Annotated in this window: 16 protein-coding genes and 2 pseudogenes; 7 read left to right on the plus strand and 11 right to left on the minus strand. The window is 72.6% G+C overall.

Features of this window, described 5'->3' with window-relative positions; genetic code table 11:
* Positions 1 to 360 precede the first annotated feature (360 nt).
* Together ACLQ2N_RS07260 and ACLQ2N_RS07265 are read left to right on the plus strand one after the other, a co-directional pair.
* The gene (locus ACLQ2N_RS07260; protein WP_425810273.1) at positions 361 to 819 is read left to right on the plus strand and encodes a DoxX family protein; all 459 of its coding nucleotides are present in this window, start codon (positions 361 to 363) and stop codon (positions 817 to 819) included.
* A gap of 239 nt (positions 820 to 1,058) precedes the next feature.
* On the plus strand, positions 1,059 to 1,718 hold the full coding sequence (locus ACLQ2N_RS07265; RefSeq protein WP_425810275.1) for a DedA family protein: 660 nt from the start codon (positions 1,059 to 1,061) through the stop codon (positions 1,716 to 1,718).
* Here the strand turns inward: ACLQ2N_RS07265 and ACLQ2N_RS07270 are convergent.
* The 3 genes from ACLQ2N_RS07270 to ACLQ2N_RS07280 all read right to left on the minus strand — a co-directional run bounded on the left by ACLQ2N_RS07270 (position 1,705) and on the right by ACLQ2N_RS07280 (position 3,984).
* Complete coding sequence (locus ACLQ2N_RS07270) at positions 1,705 to 1,929, minus strand: DUF2277 domain-containing protein (RefSeq protein ID WP_425810277.1); 225 nt, start codon at positions 1,927 to 1,929, stop codon at positions 1,705 to 1,707. The two genes, ACLQ2N_RS07265 and ACLQ2N_RS07270, sit on opposite strands and share 14 nt — an antisense overlap.
* 57 nt (positions 1,930 to 1,986) lie before the next feature.
* Positions 1,987 to 2,445, minus strand: coding sequence for a DUF7144 family membrane protein (locus ACLQ2N_RS07275; RefSeq protein ID WP_425810279.1), 459 nt, complete (start codon positions 2,443 to 2,445; stop codon positions 1,987 to 1,989).
* 63 nt (positions 2,446 to 2,508) lie between these two features.
* Positions 2,509 to 3,984, minus strand: a complete 1,476-nt coding sequence (locus ACLQ2N_RS07280; RefSeq protein ID WP_425810281.1) for an MFS transporter — start codon at positions 3,982 to 3,984, stop codon at positions 2,509 to 2,511.
* A 91-nt stretch (positions 3,985 to 4,075) separates the two neighbouring features.
* Here ACLQ2N_RS07280 and ACLQ2N_RS07285 point away from each other — a divergent pair, with 91 nt between their 5' ends.
* A complete protein-coding gene (locus ACLQ2N_RS07285; protein WP_425810283.1) occupies positions 4,076 to 5,032 on the plus strand; it encodes a LysR family transcriptional regulator in 957 nt (318 codons plus the stop codon).
* A gap of 192 nt (positions 5,033 to 5,224) precedes the next feature.
* Entirely contained in the window at positions 5,225 to 6,547 is a 1,323-nt protein-coding gene (locus tag ACLQ2N_RS07290) for an MFS transporter (RefSeq protein ID WP_425810285.1), read from the plus strand.
* A 399-nt stretch (positions 6,548 to 6,946) separates the two neighbouring features.
* Here ACLQ2N_RS07290 and ACLQ2N_RS07295 read toward each other — a convergent pair.
* The 5 genes and pseudogenes from ACLQ2N_RS07295 to ACLQ2N_RS07315 form a co-directional block, all read right to left on the minus strand.
* Positions 6,947 to 7,228, minus strand: a pseudogene (locus tag ACLQ2N_RS07295) (methyltransferase); the annotation flags it as partial.
* An 83-nt stretch (positions 7,229 to 7,311) separates the two neighbouring features.
* Complete coding sequence (locus ACLQ2N_RS07300; protein WP_425811300.1) at positions 7,312 to 8,541, minus strand: MFS transporter; 1,230 nt, start codon at positions 8,539 to 8,541, stop codon at positions 7,312 to 7,314.
* A 97-nt stretch (positions 8,542 to 8,638) separates the two neighbouring features.
* Positions 8,639 to 9,535 (minus strand): phosphotransferase family protein, encoded by an 897-nt coding sequence (locus ACLQ2N_RS07305; RefSeq protein WP_425810287.1) that lies wholly within the window; start codon positions 9,533 to 9,535, stop codon positions 8,639 to 8,641.
* Positions 9,536 to 9,575: 40 nt separating this feature from the next.
* Complete coding sequence (locus tag ACLQ2N_RS07310; protein WP_330311880.1) at positions 9,576 to 9,764, minus strand: hypothetical protein; 189 nt, start codon at positions 9,762 to 9,764, stop codon at positions 9,576 to 9,578.
* Complete coding sequence (locus ACLQ2N_RS07315; RefSeq protein WP_425810289.1) at positions 9,761 to 10,111, minus strand: putative quinol monooxygenase; 351 nt, start codon at positions 10,109 to 10,111, stop codon at positions 9,761 to 9,763. The genes ACLQ2N_RS07310 and ACLQ2N_RS07315 overlap by 4 nt, the downstream gene beginning before the upstream one ends.
* A gap of 74 nt (positions 10,112 to 10,185) precedes the next feature.
* Here ACLQ2N_RS07315 and ACLQ2N_RS07320 point away from each other — a divergent pair, with 74 nt between their 5' ends.
* A complete protein-coding gene (locus ACLQ2N_RS07320) occupies positions 10,186 to 10,536 on the plus strand; it encodes a MerR family transcriptional regulator (protein WP_425810291.1) in 351 nt (116 codons plus the stop codon).
* A 205-nt stretch (positions 10,537 to 10,741) separates the two neighbouring features.
* Here the strand turns inward: ACLQ2N_RS07320 and ACLQ2N_RS07325 are convergent, their stop codons facing one another.
* Positions 10,742 to 11,278 (minus strand): GNAT family N-acetyltransferase, encoded by a 537-nt coding sequence (locus tag ACLQ2N_RS07325; RefSeq protein ID WP_425810293.1) that lies wholly within the window; start codon positions 11,276 to 11,278, stop codon positions 10,742 to 10,744.
* 288 nt (positions 11,279 to 11,566) lie between these two features.
* Here ACLQ2N_RS07325 and ACLQ2N_RS07330 point away from each other — a divergent pair, with 288 nt between their 5' ends.
* Positions 11,567 to 12,166 carry a hypothetical protein gene (locus tag ACLQ2N_RS07330; protein WP_425810295.1) on the plus strand — a complete coding sequence of 200 codons (600 nt, stop codon included), beginning with the start codon at positions 11,567 to 11,569 and terminating at the stop codon, positions 12,164 to 12,166.
* 22 nt (positions 12,167 to 12,188) lie between these two features.
* On the opposite strand, the gene ACLQ2N_RS07335 is transcribed toward ACLQ2N_RS07330, so the two are convergent.
* Complete coding sequence (locus ACLQ2N_RS07335; protein WP_425810297.1) at positions 12,189 to 12,608, minus strand: DUF6578 domain-containing protein; 420 nt, start codon at positions 12,606 to 12,608, stop codon at positions 12,189 to 12,191.
* 28 nt (positions 12,609 to 12,636) lie between these two features.
* Positions 12,637 to 13,611, minus strand: a complete 975-nt coding sequence (locus ACLQ2N_RS07340; RefSeq protein ID WP_425810299.1) for a pyridoxal-phosphate dependent enzyme — start codon at positions 13,609 to 13,611, stop codon at positions 12,637 to 12,639.
* 113 nt (positions 13,612 to 13,724) lie between these two features.
* Here ACLQ2N_RS07340 and ACLQ2N_RS07345 point away from each other — a divergent pair.
* A pseudogene (locus tag ACLQ2N_RS07345) lies at positions 13,725 to 14,382 on the plus strand (M15 family metallopeptidase).
* Positions 14,383 to 14,423 lie beyond the last annotated feature (41 nt).

Below are 14,423 nucleotides of genomic sequence, written 5' to 3' on the forward strand. Positions count from 1 at the left end.
TCCATGACAAGCCGCTCGGCGCCGTACGGCCGACCGGCGGGGCGGCGGCCCGCCAACGGGGCCCGAGAGGCACAGAACTCCAGCGGGGCTCCAGTGAAAGCCGGGGGTGCCGTGGTGGGAGCGCCGGCCGGCACAACCGGACACCCGTGGCCGGAAAACTGCGCCGCCATTGGTTCAGGCCAAGTAACGGAACGAGGCTGCCCAGTTCGCGGCGTTATTGGCGCACCGAACGGCTCACAACAGCCCATCGGATTTCAGCCAATCGACAAAACGTTGAACTTGCAAGTATTGGTGAGGTCTACCTAATCTTTTGCGCCCAGTCGGTTCACGTCCCCGCCAGACCGAAGGAGCCTCTCCCCCATGACCCCACACCTCCACCGGGCACAGCCCCACGTCCTCGCGCTCTTCCGCATCGTCGTCGGCGGCCTCTTCGCCTGCCACGGCGCTGCCTCGGTCTTCGGCGTCCTCGGCGGCGCCCACGGCGGCGGCTCCATAGCCGCCGGCACCTGGCCGGGCTGGTACGCGGCGGTGATCCAGCTCGTCGGCGGCACCCTCGTGGCCCTGGGCCTCGGTACCCGCCTCGCCGCCCTGATCTCGTCCGGCTCCATGGCCTACGCCTACTTCACGGTCCACCAGTCCCACGCCCTCTTCCCCATCCAGAACGGCGGCGAACCCTCGGCCGTCTACTGCTGGGTCTTCCTGCTGCTCGTCTTCACCGGTCCCGGCGCCTTCGCCCTGGACAGCCTCCTCACCGCCCGCACCCCGGACCGCCGGGATCGGAACCACACCCCGGAACAGAGCTCCCCCGTCGCCGTCTGATCCCTCTCCCCGCTCCACCCGGGCCCGCCGACCGACCGGGCCCCGCACATCCCTCGCGCACCGCCGGAAAAACCGCTCCCCGGCGGTGCGCACCCGGCCCGGCCTCGACCGGGGTGCCCAACATCACGCATATATATGGATCACCGGGTGAACGGCAGGCGTACGCTGTACAGCTGACCCTGCCGCTCCTGCCGCTCCCCTGCGACGTCGCGGCGTTGTTATCGATCGGGGAGTAGAAGGTGCTCGAGAGTGTGGGTGCGCTGACCGGCAGCCCATGGATCTACGTCGCGGTCGCCCTCTCCGTGCTGCTGGACGTCTTCCTCCCCGTACTGCCCAGCGGCGTGCTGGTGATCACCGCCGCCACGGCCGCCGCGGCCGGCACCACCGGTGTCGCCGCCGACGCGGCGGGCGCCGCCCGCCAGGTGACCGAGGTCCCCTCCCTGCTGGCCCTCGTCCTGTGCGCCGCCACCGCCTCGGTGCTCGGCGACTTCGCCGCGTACCGGCTGGCCCGGCACGGCGGCGAGCGGCTGGACCGGGCCATCGCCCGCTCGCGCCGCCTGTCCTCCGCACAGGAGCGCCTCGGCGCCGCCCTGAGCCGGGGCGGCGGCATCCTCGTCGTCATCGCGCGCTTCGCCCCGGCCGGGCGCTCGGTCGTCTCGCTGGGCGCGGGCGCCTCGCACCGCAAGGTGAAGGAATTCCTGCCCTGGTCGGCCGTCGCCGGCGTGGCCTGGGCCGGTTACAGCGTGGGGCTCGGCTACTTCGGCGCCCAGTGGCTGGGCGCGAGCTGGCTGGGAACGGCCGTCTCGGTGCTCGCCCTGTTCCTCGCGGGCTCCTTCGCCGCCCTGCTCATGCGGCGTCCGGCCGCCGCCGCTGCCGCCGCGCCCCCTATGGCGTCCTGACACCACCCCGTATCTCCAGGCCGTCGAGCAGCCGGGTGGTCGCCTCGGCGACCTCGTCCACGGCACGGTCGAAGACTTCCCTGTTGTGCGCGGCCGGGGCACGGAATCCCGACACCTTGCGGACGTACTGCAGGGCGGCGGCCCTGATGTCGTCCTCGGTGGCCTCTTCGGGCAGGGCGGGCGGTCGGAGCGTCTTGATACTGCGGCACATGTCTCCAGTGTGACCCGGGCCACTGACAACGGCACGGAGCCGGCCGGGAGGGGCCGGTCAGATGACCGGCTTCCGTGCCGTGCACAGAGCCCAGATCACGAAGGTGTCGATGGCGAGGGAGACCACGGCCCAGACCGGCTGGTAGGGCAGCCACATGAAGTTGGCGATCATGTTGAGCGCCGCGAGCCCCACACCGGCGCCGCGCGCCCAGGCGGAGCCCCTGAGGATGCCCCAGCCGACGATGGCGATGAGGACGCCGAGGATGAGGTGGATCCAGCCCCAGGCCGTCACGTTGAACTTGAAGACGTAGTCGTTGATCCGCGCGTAGACGTCGTCCGACGCGATACCGGCGATGCCCTTGATCGCGTCGAGCACCCCGTCCACCATCAGCAGCACACCGGCGAACATGACGCCACCGGACGCCCAGGGGTTCTCGTCCCCCGGACGCGGTGCGGAGGGCGACGAGGACGACGAGGACGACGAGGGGGTGCCCGGCGGGGGCGCGGTCTGTGCCATGAGGACTCCAGGGCCGGTGGAACGACAGGTCAGACCGACCTTGCGCCGCCCTTCCCGGCGCGGCTACGTGGCCGCACCCGTGCGGGTGACGCTCCCGGCCTCCGCCCCGGCCCCGCTCCCCGCCTCTTCCGCCGCACCGCGCGGCCGCCCCGACGTCCCCAGGACCACGAGCACCGTGGCGACGAGGAGCACCACCGCCACGACCCGCAGCCCGTCGGACATCGCCGGGGCGAAGGCGGCGGCGTGCGAGGACCCGGCGCCGTCCGCGCCGGCCCGGGAGGCCAGCACGGTGCCGACGACGGCGACGCCGAGCGCCGCCCCGATCTCACGCGCCGCCGTGTTGAGCCCGGAGCCGAGCCCGCTGCGGTGCGCGGGCAGCCCGACGATGACGGCCGAGGTCAGCGCGGGCGCGCAGAGCCCCGTACCGGCGGAGATGACGAGCAGGTACACCGCGTACAGGGCGTACGGGGTGCCGCCGTCGGCGGTCGAGACGAGCAGCAGGCCCAGGCCGATGACCGCGAGCCCGCCGCCCGCCACCGGCCGGATGCCGTACCGGTCCTGCCAGCGCGCCCCGAATTTCGGCATGACGGCCATCCCGACGGTCAGCGGCACGATCGCCACCCCGGCGAGGCCGACCGGGAAGCCCTTCACATACTGGAGGTACTGGGAGTTGACGTAGAACAGCGCGAACAGCCCGAAGAAGGCCGTGGCGATGCCCAGTGTCCCGGCGCGCACCACCGGCGAGGCGAAGATCCGGGGATCGAGCAGCGGCCGTGCGGCGCGCAGCCCGTGCACGGTGAAGACGGTGAGGAGTACGGCTCCGAGGCCGAAGGCGGTCAGCACCCGCGCCGAGCCCCAGCCCTGCGGAGGGCCCTCGATGATCCCGTACACCAGGGCGGTGAGGGCGGTGACGAGCAGCAGCGAGCCGAGCGGGCCGGGCGCGGCGTCCGTCCGTTCGGGGCTGCGCGGCGTGAGGCGGGCGACGGCGAGGGCGAGCAGCGCGGCGAGCGGCACCATGGCCCAGAACAGGGAGCGCCAGGTGGAGAACTGGCCGGCGAGGCCGCCGCCGACGTTGCCCGCGAGGCCGCCGAGGCCGGCGGCGAGCGTCCAGGCCGCCAGTGCCTGGGATCTGCGGGCGGGCGGGGTGAGGGTGATCAGGAGGGACATGGTCGCGGGCATGATCAGCGCGGCCCCGGCCCCGCACACCCCGCGTCCGGCGACGAGTACGGCGGGGACGGTGGCGAGCGCGCTGGTGGCGGCGCCCGCCGCGAAGAGGCCGAGGCCGGTGAGGAGGGCGCCCTTGCGGCCGAAGCGGTCGCCGAGCGCACCGGCCGGGATCAGCAGCCCGGCGAAGACGATGACGTACGCGTCGACCGACCACAGCAGTTCGCCGGCGGACGGATGAAGGGCGGAGGCGGCGAGCTGGGGGATGAGCAGGTTGACGGCGGCGACCATGCCCTGCGCGACGAGCACACAGGCACAGAGCACGTACTGCGCGGCCGGGGTGAGACGCGGGGGCTTCTGGGCATACGGGGACAACGCTCCTCCTGGGAGCCGTGGCGGGTGGGATGTGCTGTCCACCGTAGAGTTGGCGCGACTTGCTTTCCAATGCATCTTTGACAAGGGATGTATGCGCGTGACGCAATCCGCTCTTGACCTCAATCTTCTGGTCGCCCTGGACGTCCTCCTCGACGAATGCAGCGTCTCCGGCGCCGCCGCCCGGCTGCATCTGTCCGAGCCCGCCATGAGCCGCACCCTCGGCCGCATCCGCAGGGCGCTCGGTGATCCGGTGCTGGTGCGCGCCGGACGCGCGATGGTGCCCACGCCGCACGCCCTGGCCATCCACGGCGAGGTGCGCGCGGTCGTGGAGCGGGCGCGCGGGGTCTTCCTGTCGGGCGGCAAGGTCGATCTGCGCGCCCTGTCGCGGACGTTCACGGTGCTGGCCCAGGACACCCTGGCGGCGGTCTCCGGCCCGGCGCTGTTCGCCCGGATCGCCCGGGAGGCACCGGGCGTACGGCTCCGCTTCCTGATGGAGAGCCATGTGGACGGGCCGTTCCTGCGCGAGGGCGCCGCCGATCTGGAGGTGGGGGTGATCGACACGCGTTCCCCGGAGGTCCGCCGCGAACACCTCTACGAGGACCGGATGCTGGGCGTCGTGCGCCCCGGCCATCCCCTCCTGGACGGGGAGATCACCCCGGCCCGGTTCGCCGCCGCCGACCATCTGACGGTGTCCCGGCGCGGCCGGACGAAGGGGCCGGTGGACGCGGCCCTCGCGGAACTCGGCCTGGCCAGGCGGGTGGTGGCCAGTGTGGGTACCCTGCCGTCGTCGCTGTTCATCCTGCTCAGCAGCGATCTGGTCGGCCTCACGTCCCTGCGGACGCGCCCGTTGACCGAGCCCCTGGGTCTGCGGACGTTCGAGATCCCCTTCCCGCTGCCGCCGCTGGCCTTCGGGATGGCCTGGCACCCGCGCCACGACGCGGACCCGGCGCACGCCTGGCTGCGGCAGTGCTTCCGGGACCTGGCCCGCGAGGAGGCGCCGGACGGCGGCGGCGGAAATTCGCTGTTCCCCGTCGCCACGGGCGGTTAACCTCCCTTCACCCGACGACCGGAGGAGGGGAAGTTGCCCGGTAGCCCGCGCACGCGCTGACGTCGTGGACCGACCCGTCATCGCGTGCTGCCTCCGAGCGCGGCACAGCGAGCCTTTCCCGCCGGCCCGCCGGCACACACCTCTGTGCGCGGTGGCGGCGGAGCTTTGCCGTCCGCAGCTCAAGGGGCCCCCGTGCATCCCGTTTCCCGTACCGCCTCCCCCGCACTCCGGCGGGATTCCGCTTTCCTGCGTCTGTGGGCCGGGCAGACCGCGTCCCAGTTCGGCGAGCAGGCACTCCTGGTCGTCCTGCCCCTCGTCGCCGTCGTCTCGCTGCACGCCGACGCGGGCGCGCTCGGCCTGCTGCGCGCGGTGGAGCAGGCGCCGGTCCTGCTGCTGTCGCTGTTCGCGGGCGCGTGGGCCGACCGCCGCCGCACCCGGACGGTGATGGTGGCGGCGGACCTCGGCCGGGCGCTGGCCCTGGCGGTGGTGCCCCTGGCGCTTCTGTTCGGCGTGCTGGGGCTGCCCGTCCTGCTCGTGGTGGCCGCCCTGCTCGGGGTGGGCAGCGTGTTCTTCGACGTGGCGTACCAGGCGTCACTGGTGCGGCTGGTGGACCGCGGGCTGCTGATGCGGGGCAACAGCGCGCTGGAGGGCAGCAGGTCGGCGGCGCGGATCGGCGGCCCGGCGCTCGGCGGGGCGCTGATGTCGGTGTTCTCGCCGCTGCTCGCGGTCGTCACCGGTGCGTGCTTCTTCGTGCTGTCGGCCGTGTCGATCGGCCGCATCCGCCGCCCGGAACGCGTGCCCGCGCCGGCCGCGGCCCCCGCGCCCGTCCTGCGGCGCATCCACGAAGGGCTCCGCTTCGTGGCCCGGCACCCGGCACTGCGTGCGGTGGGGCTGGCGTCGGCCCTGTTCCAGTTCTCGCTCGCCGCGCTGATGACGGTCTATCTGCTGTTCCTGCCGCGCGAACTGGGCCTGTCCGGCGCGGAGGTGGGCCTGGCGCTCGCGGCGACAGGCCCGGGGGCGGTGCTCGGGTCGCTCCTCGCGGCGAGGCTGCCGGAGCGGCTGGGGTACGGCGTGGTGCTGGTGGGGTCGGCGGTGCTGGCGGACGGCGTGATGCTCGGCGTACCGGCACTGCACGGCTCCGGGCCGCTGGTCCTGCCCGCGCTGATGGCCGTCAACCTGGTCTTCGGTACGTTCGGCCAGCTGGTCAACGTCACGGTGATGTCCGTACGGCAGGCCGTCACTCCGGTCCGCATCCAGGCGCGGGTGGTGGCGACGATCAACTTCTCGGGGATGGGCCTCACCCCCTTCGGCTCCCTGCTCGGCGGGTTCCTGGCGGGCACGTGGGGCCTGCGCCCGAGCCTCCTCGTGACGGCGGTCGCGCTCGCCCTCTCCCCGCTGTTCATGGCGCTCTCCCCCTTGGCCCGCCTGGGGAAAGTCCTTCCCGTCGCAGCTCAGGGCGGCCCGTCATATCCGCCGCGCCCTTCGCACCGGCCGCGTACGCCGCCTTCGGTCTGATCTCGATGCTCGGCGACGGGCGGCTGAGCGGGAATCCGGACTTCCTGGTCCCGCTCAGCCACCTCATGGCTGCGACCTGGTGACGCTGTTGGGGGCGGCCCTGGCGCTGGGCGGGCGCTTCGCGGCGGGCGCGCGGTGCGCGTCCGCGGCCACGCCGGTCCAGGAGCTCGCGCTCGTCGTGGTCCCCCTGACGGCCGGGGCGCTGCCCCCGCCCGCCGCCGCCCCGTATCTCCTCGCCCGGCCCTGGCCGTCGTGGCGGCGGGGGTGGCGCTGCGCCTGTGGCGGCTGCGGGACGGGGCGAGCACCGGCTGAGGAGAGGCCCCGGGGTCACGCGGCCCCGGGGTCACACGGCCACACGGCCACACGGCCACACGGCCACACGGCCACGCGGTCACGCGGTCATGCGGTCACGCGGATCTTCGACTGCCCGTGCCCCAGCTTCTCCCAGTCCTCCATGAACCGCGCCCGCAGCCCGTACTCGGCGGCGAGGGCGGTCAGGGTCTCGGTCCGGCAGGAGAAGTCCTCGCGCAGGACGTCGAAGTACGCGTCCGGCAGGAAGTCCGGCGTCAGGTCCTTGGTGAGCGTCAGGTGCGGCACCTTGGCCTGGAGCCCCTGCGCGGTCAGGGTCTGCTTGGCGGCGATCAGGATGTCGGGCGAGATGTCGATGCCGTAGTAGTGCCCGGTCGCGGGCCGCCCGCTTCGGATACGGCGCGATGCGGTCCGGCCGGCTCGCGGCGTGGCGGACCTTGTGGGCGAGGGCCCCCTCACCTCCGCCTGATCCGGCGCACATCGCGCACGCAGGCGTTGGCGGCCCCGGCGGCGAGGATGACGGCCGAGCACACCAGGAGGATGCCTCCGCTGGACCAGTACGCGGACGCGGTCGCGACGACGAGGTAGCCGAGCGGGATGGCGATCTGCTCACCCAAGGAGTTGAAGGCGTTGAGGCGCCCCAACTCCTGGTCGGGAACTTGCTGTTGCATCACGGTGGACCAGGCCACGATGGCCACGTCCATCCCCGCCCCGGCGACGACGGCCGCCCCCAGCACCCAGAGCAGCGGCAGCCCGAGCCCCATCGCGGCCAACGGCAGGAAGAGGCCGGAGCTCGTCACCACGGCGACGAGCACCAGCCGTTGCGGCTTCCACAGCAGACAGACGACTGTCCCCGCCAGCAGCCCCGCCGCGAACGCCCCCTGCACCAGCCCCCAGGAACCGGCGCCCGAGTAGCTGCGCTCCGCCACGAGCGGGCCCAGCAGCTGGTACCCGGCCAGCCAGGCGGCCACGACCGCCGTACCGGACAGCGTGAAACTCCACAGCCAGACCCGGGACCTGAACCCGGCCCACCCGACACGCAGATCGGCCACCAGCCCGGCGCCCGGCCCTCCGGCGGACACGGTCCCCGCGAGCCGCAGCCCCGCCAGCAGGAGCGCGGCCACGACGAAGGTCACGGCATCCCACCCGAGCGCCCAGGCCGGCCCGGTCAGGGCGACGACGAACCCGCCGACGACGGGGCCGACGACCTTGACCGCGTTCCTGGGCACCCGGACCAGCGCGTTGGCCTCCTGGAGCCGCTCCGGCCCCACGAGTCGGGGCACCACCCCCTGGGCCGCCGGCCCGGTGAACGCGGCCGCCGCCCCCGAGGCGCACGCACACAGGCTCATCGCGGCGGTGGTCGCCGTCCCGGTCGCCACGAGGACCGCCACGACCGCCTGTGCGGCCCCCGCACCGAGGTTGCCGAGGAAGAGGATCCGGCTGCGCGAGGCCCGGTCCGCCAGCACCCCGCCGACGAGCAGGAAGACCAGGGCCGGCACGGTGCCGGCGGTCAGCACGATCCCGAGCGACCGCGCTCCCCCGCCCTGCTCGATCACGGCGAACGCCAGCGCGACCGGGGCCATCGCGGACCCGGTCGCGGAGATCAGATGGGCGAGCAGGAACCGCCGGAAAGCGGGCGACCGCAGCGGGGGAGGCGATGTCCTCTCCCGGTCACCGACAGCCATCAGCCCTTCGCGCACGTCACCCATGGCGGCAGGGTAGGGGCGGCACGGCCAAGGAGTCACCCGGGTTACAGGGGCGTTCGACGCACACACACGCCCGTCAGGCCACGCCGAACCACGCCTCGGCGAGCGCGGGCAGCGTCTCCCGGGCGGGACGCGGCATCTCCCGGAGGTACCAGGGAAGATTGCTGTACACGTGCAGCAAGGTGTACGCCAGCAGCGCGGACGGGTCGAAGGTCCGCCCGTACGCCTTGCTCAGCCGCCCCAGCAGGTCCGGGTCCCCGCAGGTGACGAACAGGCCGACGGCCACGAAGTCGTACGCCGGATCCCCGGTCATGGCGGGCTCGAAGTCGATGAGGCCGGTCAGCCGCCACCCGTCCGCATCGGCCAGCAGGTGCTGCCGCATCACCTCGGTGTGCAGCAGGACCGGACGCGGGGCGCGCGGCAGCGGGACCGATGCGAGGAAGTCCGGGATCTGCTCCAGCCAGCCGTCGGACAGCCCGCGCGCCCGTTGCCGCTCGACCACGCCGGCGGACTGCCGGTCCAGGAAGCCGCCCCAGTCCGCCGGCCCGAGGACGTCCGCGAGAGGCGCCGGGTCGAGGGCGTGCAGCGCCGCCAGCATCTCGCCGGCCTCGGTGACGATCCGCTCCCGGTGCGGGCGGGGCACCCGGCCCCAGGCGGGCGCCAGGTCCTCGCCACGCAGCCGGGACATCAGCACGTACCGCCACCCGTCGCCGGCCGGCCCGGCCCCGTACAGCCGGGGAGTCGGCACGGGCAGCCGCCCCCGCACGTGGGCGAGGACCCGTTCCTCGACACGCGCGGGCCGCCCGTCGGCCTCCGGGAACAGCTTGAGCACGTGCGCGTCGCCGACCGCGTAGACGGGTACGGACCCCTCGGCGAACCGGACGACCGGTGCGCCGCCGACGCCGATACGCCGGCACAACTCCTCGACGGCGGCGTGGGGCAAGGTCCGGTCGGCATCCTGGTCGGGCGACATGCCAGGGACGCTAAGGCACGGCACGGCCCGGGACAACGCGTTACCGGCCTCGCCCGTGGTCGGGGTCCGCGTCCAGGCCGGGCAGCTCCTCGTGCCCCTCCGAGTAGTGGTTGACCCACCCGCAGAGCGCACAGGCGTACCGCCCGGCCAGACCGTGCACCTCGGTGCCGCACCGCGCGCAGTCGGTGCGGGTGATCTCGGGAATCGTCGGTTCGGGCTCGCTGGTCACACCGGGACTGTACCGAGTGGAGCGCTCTCCGCGGAGTCCGCGTACGGACTGATCATGGTGTCGGCGTACACCTCGGGCGGCCCCTCCAGGAAGGTCGGCAGGTTGCCGAGAAAGGCGCGCAGCGCGGGCAGGGCGTTGTGCCGGTCCAGGTCCTCCCGCGAGCGCCAGACCTCGTACAGGAAGAACCGCCCGTCCTCCTGCTCGTGGAGGTGGTACGCCAGGTTGCCGGGTTCGCTCCGGGTGGGCCCGACGAGGGCGGACAGCGTACGCCGGACCTCGTCTGCGAATTCCGGGCGCGGCCGCAGGAAACCGTAAAGAGAAAGGGAGTTGGTGCTCTGCTGTGTCATGCCCCCACGCTAGAATCTGACACTGATGTGAGGTTCAAGGGCCCGCGATGCCCGGAGTATGTGAGGTGCACCACATGAAGATCGGCGACCTGGCCGAGGAGACCGACACCTCGGTCCGGCTGCTGCGCTATTACGAGGAACAGGGCCTCCTCGCCTCCCACCGCCTCGCGGGCTGCCACCGCCGCTACGACGCCGACGCCCCCGCTGTGGTCCGCCGCATCCGCGCGCTGCTGGACGCGGGCCTCCCCACCCGGACCATCCGCGATCTGCTCCCGTGCGTACGGCAGGACGGCACGGTGGCCCTGTGCAGGCTGGACACCCTGGAACAGCACCTCCGGGGCCTGGACGACCGCATCTCCGCGCTCCAGGACACCCGCGCGGCCCTGGCGGACCTGGTCACGGCGGCCCGGGCGGAGGGGGCGTGAGGACCACGCTCCGAGGCGTGCCGGTGATCCGCAAGAGGAAGACCGGAGGGCCGCGCGGTCGCCGCAGCCCGCGACGGTGACCGTACGGGGCGGGCGTTCCGTACCGTGGTGAACAGTGCGCAGGCGGCGTCCGCCAGGGCCCGCTGGACACGGCGGAGTTCGCGCGCCACCGGACGACGGCGGACGACCGGCTCCCCGGTACGGGCTACGAGACGGGCGTAGACGCAATCGGCGACAACGGCGCCACGAAACACAGAGCGTCGAAGTGCCGCCCGGCGAAGAAGTGCCGGAGCTCACCAATCCGCTGCCATCCGAGCCGCTCGTACAGCCGGATGGCAGCGGCGTCCTTGGTCAGGACCTCCAGCACCAACGGCAACCCGTGCGCCCGGGCATACCCCTCCGCCGCACCCATGAGCCGCGCACCGGCGGAAGCGCCACGCGCGTCCCGCCCCACGAAGAACCGGGCCAGCACCGCGACGTCCGCGTCCCCCGCACCCCCGCTCTCCCGCCAGAGCCGCGCCACGTCCTCCCCGCGCCGGGCCCGGTTGACCGCGACGTGCCCCACGACCCGCCCGTCGAGCTCGGCGACCCAGGCCGCGATGAGCCCTTCCGGCGACAACCACCCCTCGGGGTCCGCCACCCCTTCGACGGGATACCCGTCGGACTCATGGACACCGGCGAGCACGGCGGCCGCCGCGCCCAGATCAGCGTCCCCCCGGAGACGAATCAGGACTTCGGACACGGGTCTTCCTCCACGGGTGCGGGCCACCACTGCCGGACCACCTTGCCATCCCGCCCCGGTGACCACGACATGGGCCGGCTCCTGGACGCCGGCGGCCGCTCCGGGCGGCGAAGCCACCTGCCACCGCCTCGTGCAGCGGTTGAGCCGATTCCCCCCGAACACCGCACCAGGAACGGCTGGTTCACCCTGGCACCCGACCATGCCCACTTGCGCGCATCGCCGCGAGACCGCACCGTTCACCTACTACTGCTCGTCGTTTCGGCGCTGATCAGGGAGGGGCGGCACCTCGTGGGCTCAGCAAGCGAGTGGGCACGTGCGACGTTCGGCAGCGCGGCCGATGAACTGACGGACCTGATCCCGGCCTGCCTCCTGCGAGCCCACACAAGGGCCCGCAGCGGGCACGAGGGCGTGCACACCCAGACCCTGGAGGCGTACGGGCACGGCCTGTACGCCGCACAGTACGAGGAACTGACCAGCGGCCTGGCCCACTTGGCGGACGCCTCCGCCGTACGCCTCCAGGGCCGCACCGCAGTCATCGTCTCCGGCCACGTCATCTACCCGATCCGCTACGCGAAGAAGGACGTCCCGGTCACAGCCGCCCGCCTTCGCCGGGCGACGGGCTTTCGCGCGGAACTCATCCGCCGCCACGGCCCGGAGCCGAGGCAGCAGATGCTCGACCTGGGCCTGGACGAGCTGGAAGAGCCCGAAGCCCACCCCGACCTCGCACTTCTCCCGGAAGACATCCGCCTGGTCCTCGTCGCCTACGCCTGCTCCATGCACGAAGGTGTGATGCGCGCCGAATGGGGCTCGGCAGAGCTACGCCGCGAGGACCGCTACCTGATCTGGCACCGCCACGAACCCCTGCCGCTCGCCGCCCGCGCTGTCTGAGGCGCGCCTCCGGCACTCGTCATCACCCGCGAGCAACCCCGACCTCCGCCGGAACGGCGACCCGCCGGGCCGTCGCCAGGTACCCGGCAAAGCTCACACCCGGCCTGGCCTCGGCCCACCCGTCCGCCACCCCCTCGACCGGAACCAACACGGTCGTGCCCGGAACGGGGCAGTTCACCCGGTCCGTCGCGCCGGGAGGCACCCCGTAACGGCAGTGCACCTCCACGACGGACACCACTTCCAACGGAACCGGTGGCAGGCCCTCCCCTCCGCCGTGATGCTCCTCGCGAAAGTCGATCCCCTCCGCGCGCTCCCCGCCGACGAGGTCGACGTAGTCCTCGGGATCGACCTCCATCAACGTCCACGACACGACGTCCCCGGGCGCGAAGGGCTCCCCACAGCACTGCATCTGCCAGTCATCGATCCAAACCGTCAACGTCATCCGGCCATTGTGCGCCGTGCGGTCCGGGTCAGCGCAGCCCGAACCGTTCGGCCCAGGCGGTCACATCGGCGGTCGTCGCGTTGCCGCCGCAGACGACCAGGCCGAGCTTGGCACCGTCACCCACGCGCTCGAGCACCTGGCGCGCCGCGGGCAGCAGGCATCCGGCGGCGGGCTCGGCCCAGACCTTGGCGTGGTCAGCCAGGTCGAGGGTGCCCCGCACGGCCTCGGCATCGGTCACGGTGAGGACGTCGGTGACCAGGGCCGAGACGTGTTCGTAGGTGAGTGGTGAGGCGCTCGGGGCGCTCAACGTCGAGACGATCGAGGACAACTCGACCGGCACCGGTCCTCCGGCGGCCAGGGCTTCCGACATGGCTCGCGCGCCTTCGGTCTCCACGCCCCAGATCCGTACACCCGGACGGCGCGCGTGCAGTGCGGTCGCGACACCGGAGATCAATCCCCCGCCACCGATGCTGACGAGTACGTCGGTGAGCTCACCGGCATCCTCCGCCAACTCCAGGCCGACCGTGCCCTGTCCCGCGACGACGACGGGGTCGCCGAAGGGGTGGACCAACGCGAGCCCCGAATCCTGGAGTTCGTCCACGAGGGCGAAGGCGTCACCCATGGTGTCGGCGAGGATGACGCTCGCCCCGGCCGCCTCGGCGACCTCCACGGCGCGACCGGGAGCGGACCGGGGCATGACGACGGTCGCCTTGATGTCCAGCGCACCGGCCATCTCCGCGACCGCGATGCCGTGGTTGCCCCCGCTCACGGCGACGACCCCCGCGGCCCGTTCGGCCTCGCTGAGCGCCAGCAGCTTCGCCGTCGCCCCGCGCGCCTTGAAGGAACCGGTGCGCTGGAGCAGTTCCAGCTTCGTGGTGACGGGCGCGCCCAGGAACGCGGAGAGCCCCGGGCTCGGCACGGTCGGCGTCCGCACCACGTAAGCGGCAATCCGCTCGGCCTCGGCTTCCACGTCAGCGACGGTGATCAGCACATTCCCCTCCACGCTCAGTAGGTCGATAGGAGCAACCTACCGACCTTCCCCGAAGCTCCCCTCCCCGGTAGAGGGCGAGTACCTCGGCGAGATCGCCGTGCGGAGGTCTGCGAGATGATCGCATCATGAGTGAGATCGTCTTGATGTCGGACCCGAAGGTCGCCGCCAGTCTCGGAGTGCGGTGAACGTCTCGTGGACGTGCGCACCACCGGTTCGCTGCTGGTCGACGCACGCAAGCAGGACCCGGCAGACTCCTTCGCCCACCTGCGCGAAGGCGTGCTGGAGCGGCTGCTCAAGGCCCAGGCGGGGCTTCCACAGAACCTGCGGCTGCTGTTCGTCGAGGGCTTTCGGCCCCCTTCTCTTCAGCGGAAGTACTTCGAGGAGTACGCGAGCCAACTGCGGGCTGTCCACCCGGAATGGCCCGCCCAGCGGATCCACTCAGCAGCGAGCCGGTACGTATCACCGCCCGGCATCGCCCCGCACAGCGCCGGTGCGGCCGTCGACCTCACCCTGGCCGACGCCGCTGGAAACGAACTGGACCTGGGCACACGGATGAACGCGGACCCGGAGGAGAGCGAAGGCGCCTGCTACACCCATGCCGACAACATCAGCGAAGAAGCCCGTGCCAACCGAAAACTGCTGGGCTCCGCGCTGACGGCGGCCGGGCTCGTGAACTACCCCACGGAATGGTGGCACTGGTCCTTCGGCGACCGCTACTGGGCTCTGGCCACGAAAAATCCCACCGCTTGCTACGGCCCGAAAGAGATCAACCCACTCGGGTAGCCGGCCGGCCTGGCCTGTCCGACGCGGCAAGTCCTCAGCCA

This window comes from Streptomyces sp. DT224 (genome assembly GCF_049844595.1).
Lineage (GTDB): Bacteria > Actinomycetota > Actinomycetes > Streptomycetales > Streptomycetaceae > Streptomyces.

Excerpts from the sequence above, each read along its gene's own strand:
- ACLQ2N_RS07260 (WP_425810273.1), top strand. The coding sequence starts at position 361 with ATGACCCCACACCTCCACCGGGCACAGCCCCACGTCCTCGCGCTCTTC.
- ACLQ2N_RS07270 (WP_425810277.1), bottom strand. The coding sequence starts at position 1,929 with ATGTGCCGCAGTATCAAGACGCTCCGACCGCCCGCCCTGCCCGAAGAG.
- ACLQ2N_RS07275 (WP_425810279.1), bottom strand. The coding sequence starts at position 2,445 with ATGGCACAGACCGCGCCCCCGCCGGGCACCCCCTCGTCGTCCTCGTCG.
- ACLQ2N_RS07285 (WP_425810283.1), top strand. The coding sequence starts at position 4,076 with ATGCGCGTGACGCAATCCGCTCTTGACCTCAATCTTCTGGTCGCCCTG.
- ACLQ2N_RS07300 (WP_425811300.1), bottom strand. The coding sequence starts at position 8,541 with ATGGCTGTCGGTGACCGGGAGAGGACATCGCCTCCCCCGCTGCGGTCG.
- ACLQ2N_RS07305 (WP_425810287.1), bottom strand. The coding sequence starts at position 9,535 with ATGTCGCCCGACCAGGATGCCGACCGGACCTTGCCCCACGCCGCCGTC.
- ACLQ2N_RS07315 (WP_425810289.1), bottom strand. The coding sequence starts at position 10,111 with ATGACACAGCAGAGCACCAACTCCCTTTCTCTTTACGGTTTCCTGCGG.
- ACLQ2N_RS07320 (WP_425810291.1), top strand. The coding sequence starts at position 10,186 with ATGAAGATCGGCGACCTGGCCGAGGAGACCGACACCTCGGTCCGGCTG.
- ACLQ2N_RS07335 (WP_425810297.1), bottom strand. The coding sequence starts at position 12,608 with ATGACGTTGACGGTTTGGATCGATGACTGGCAGATGCAGTGCTGTGGG.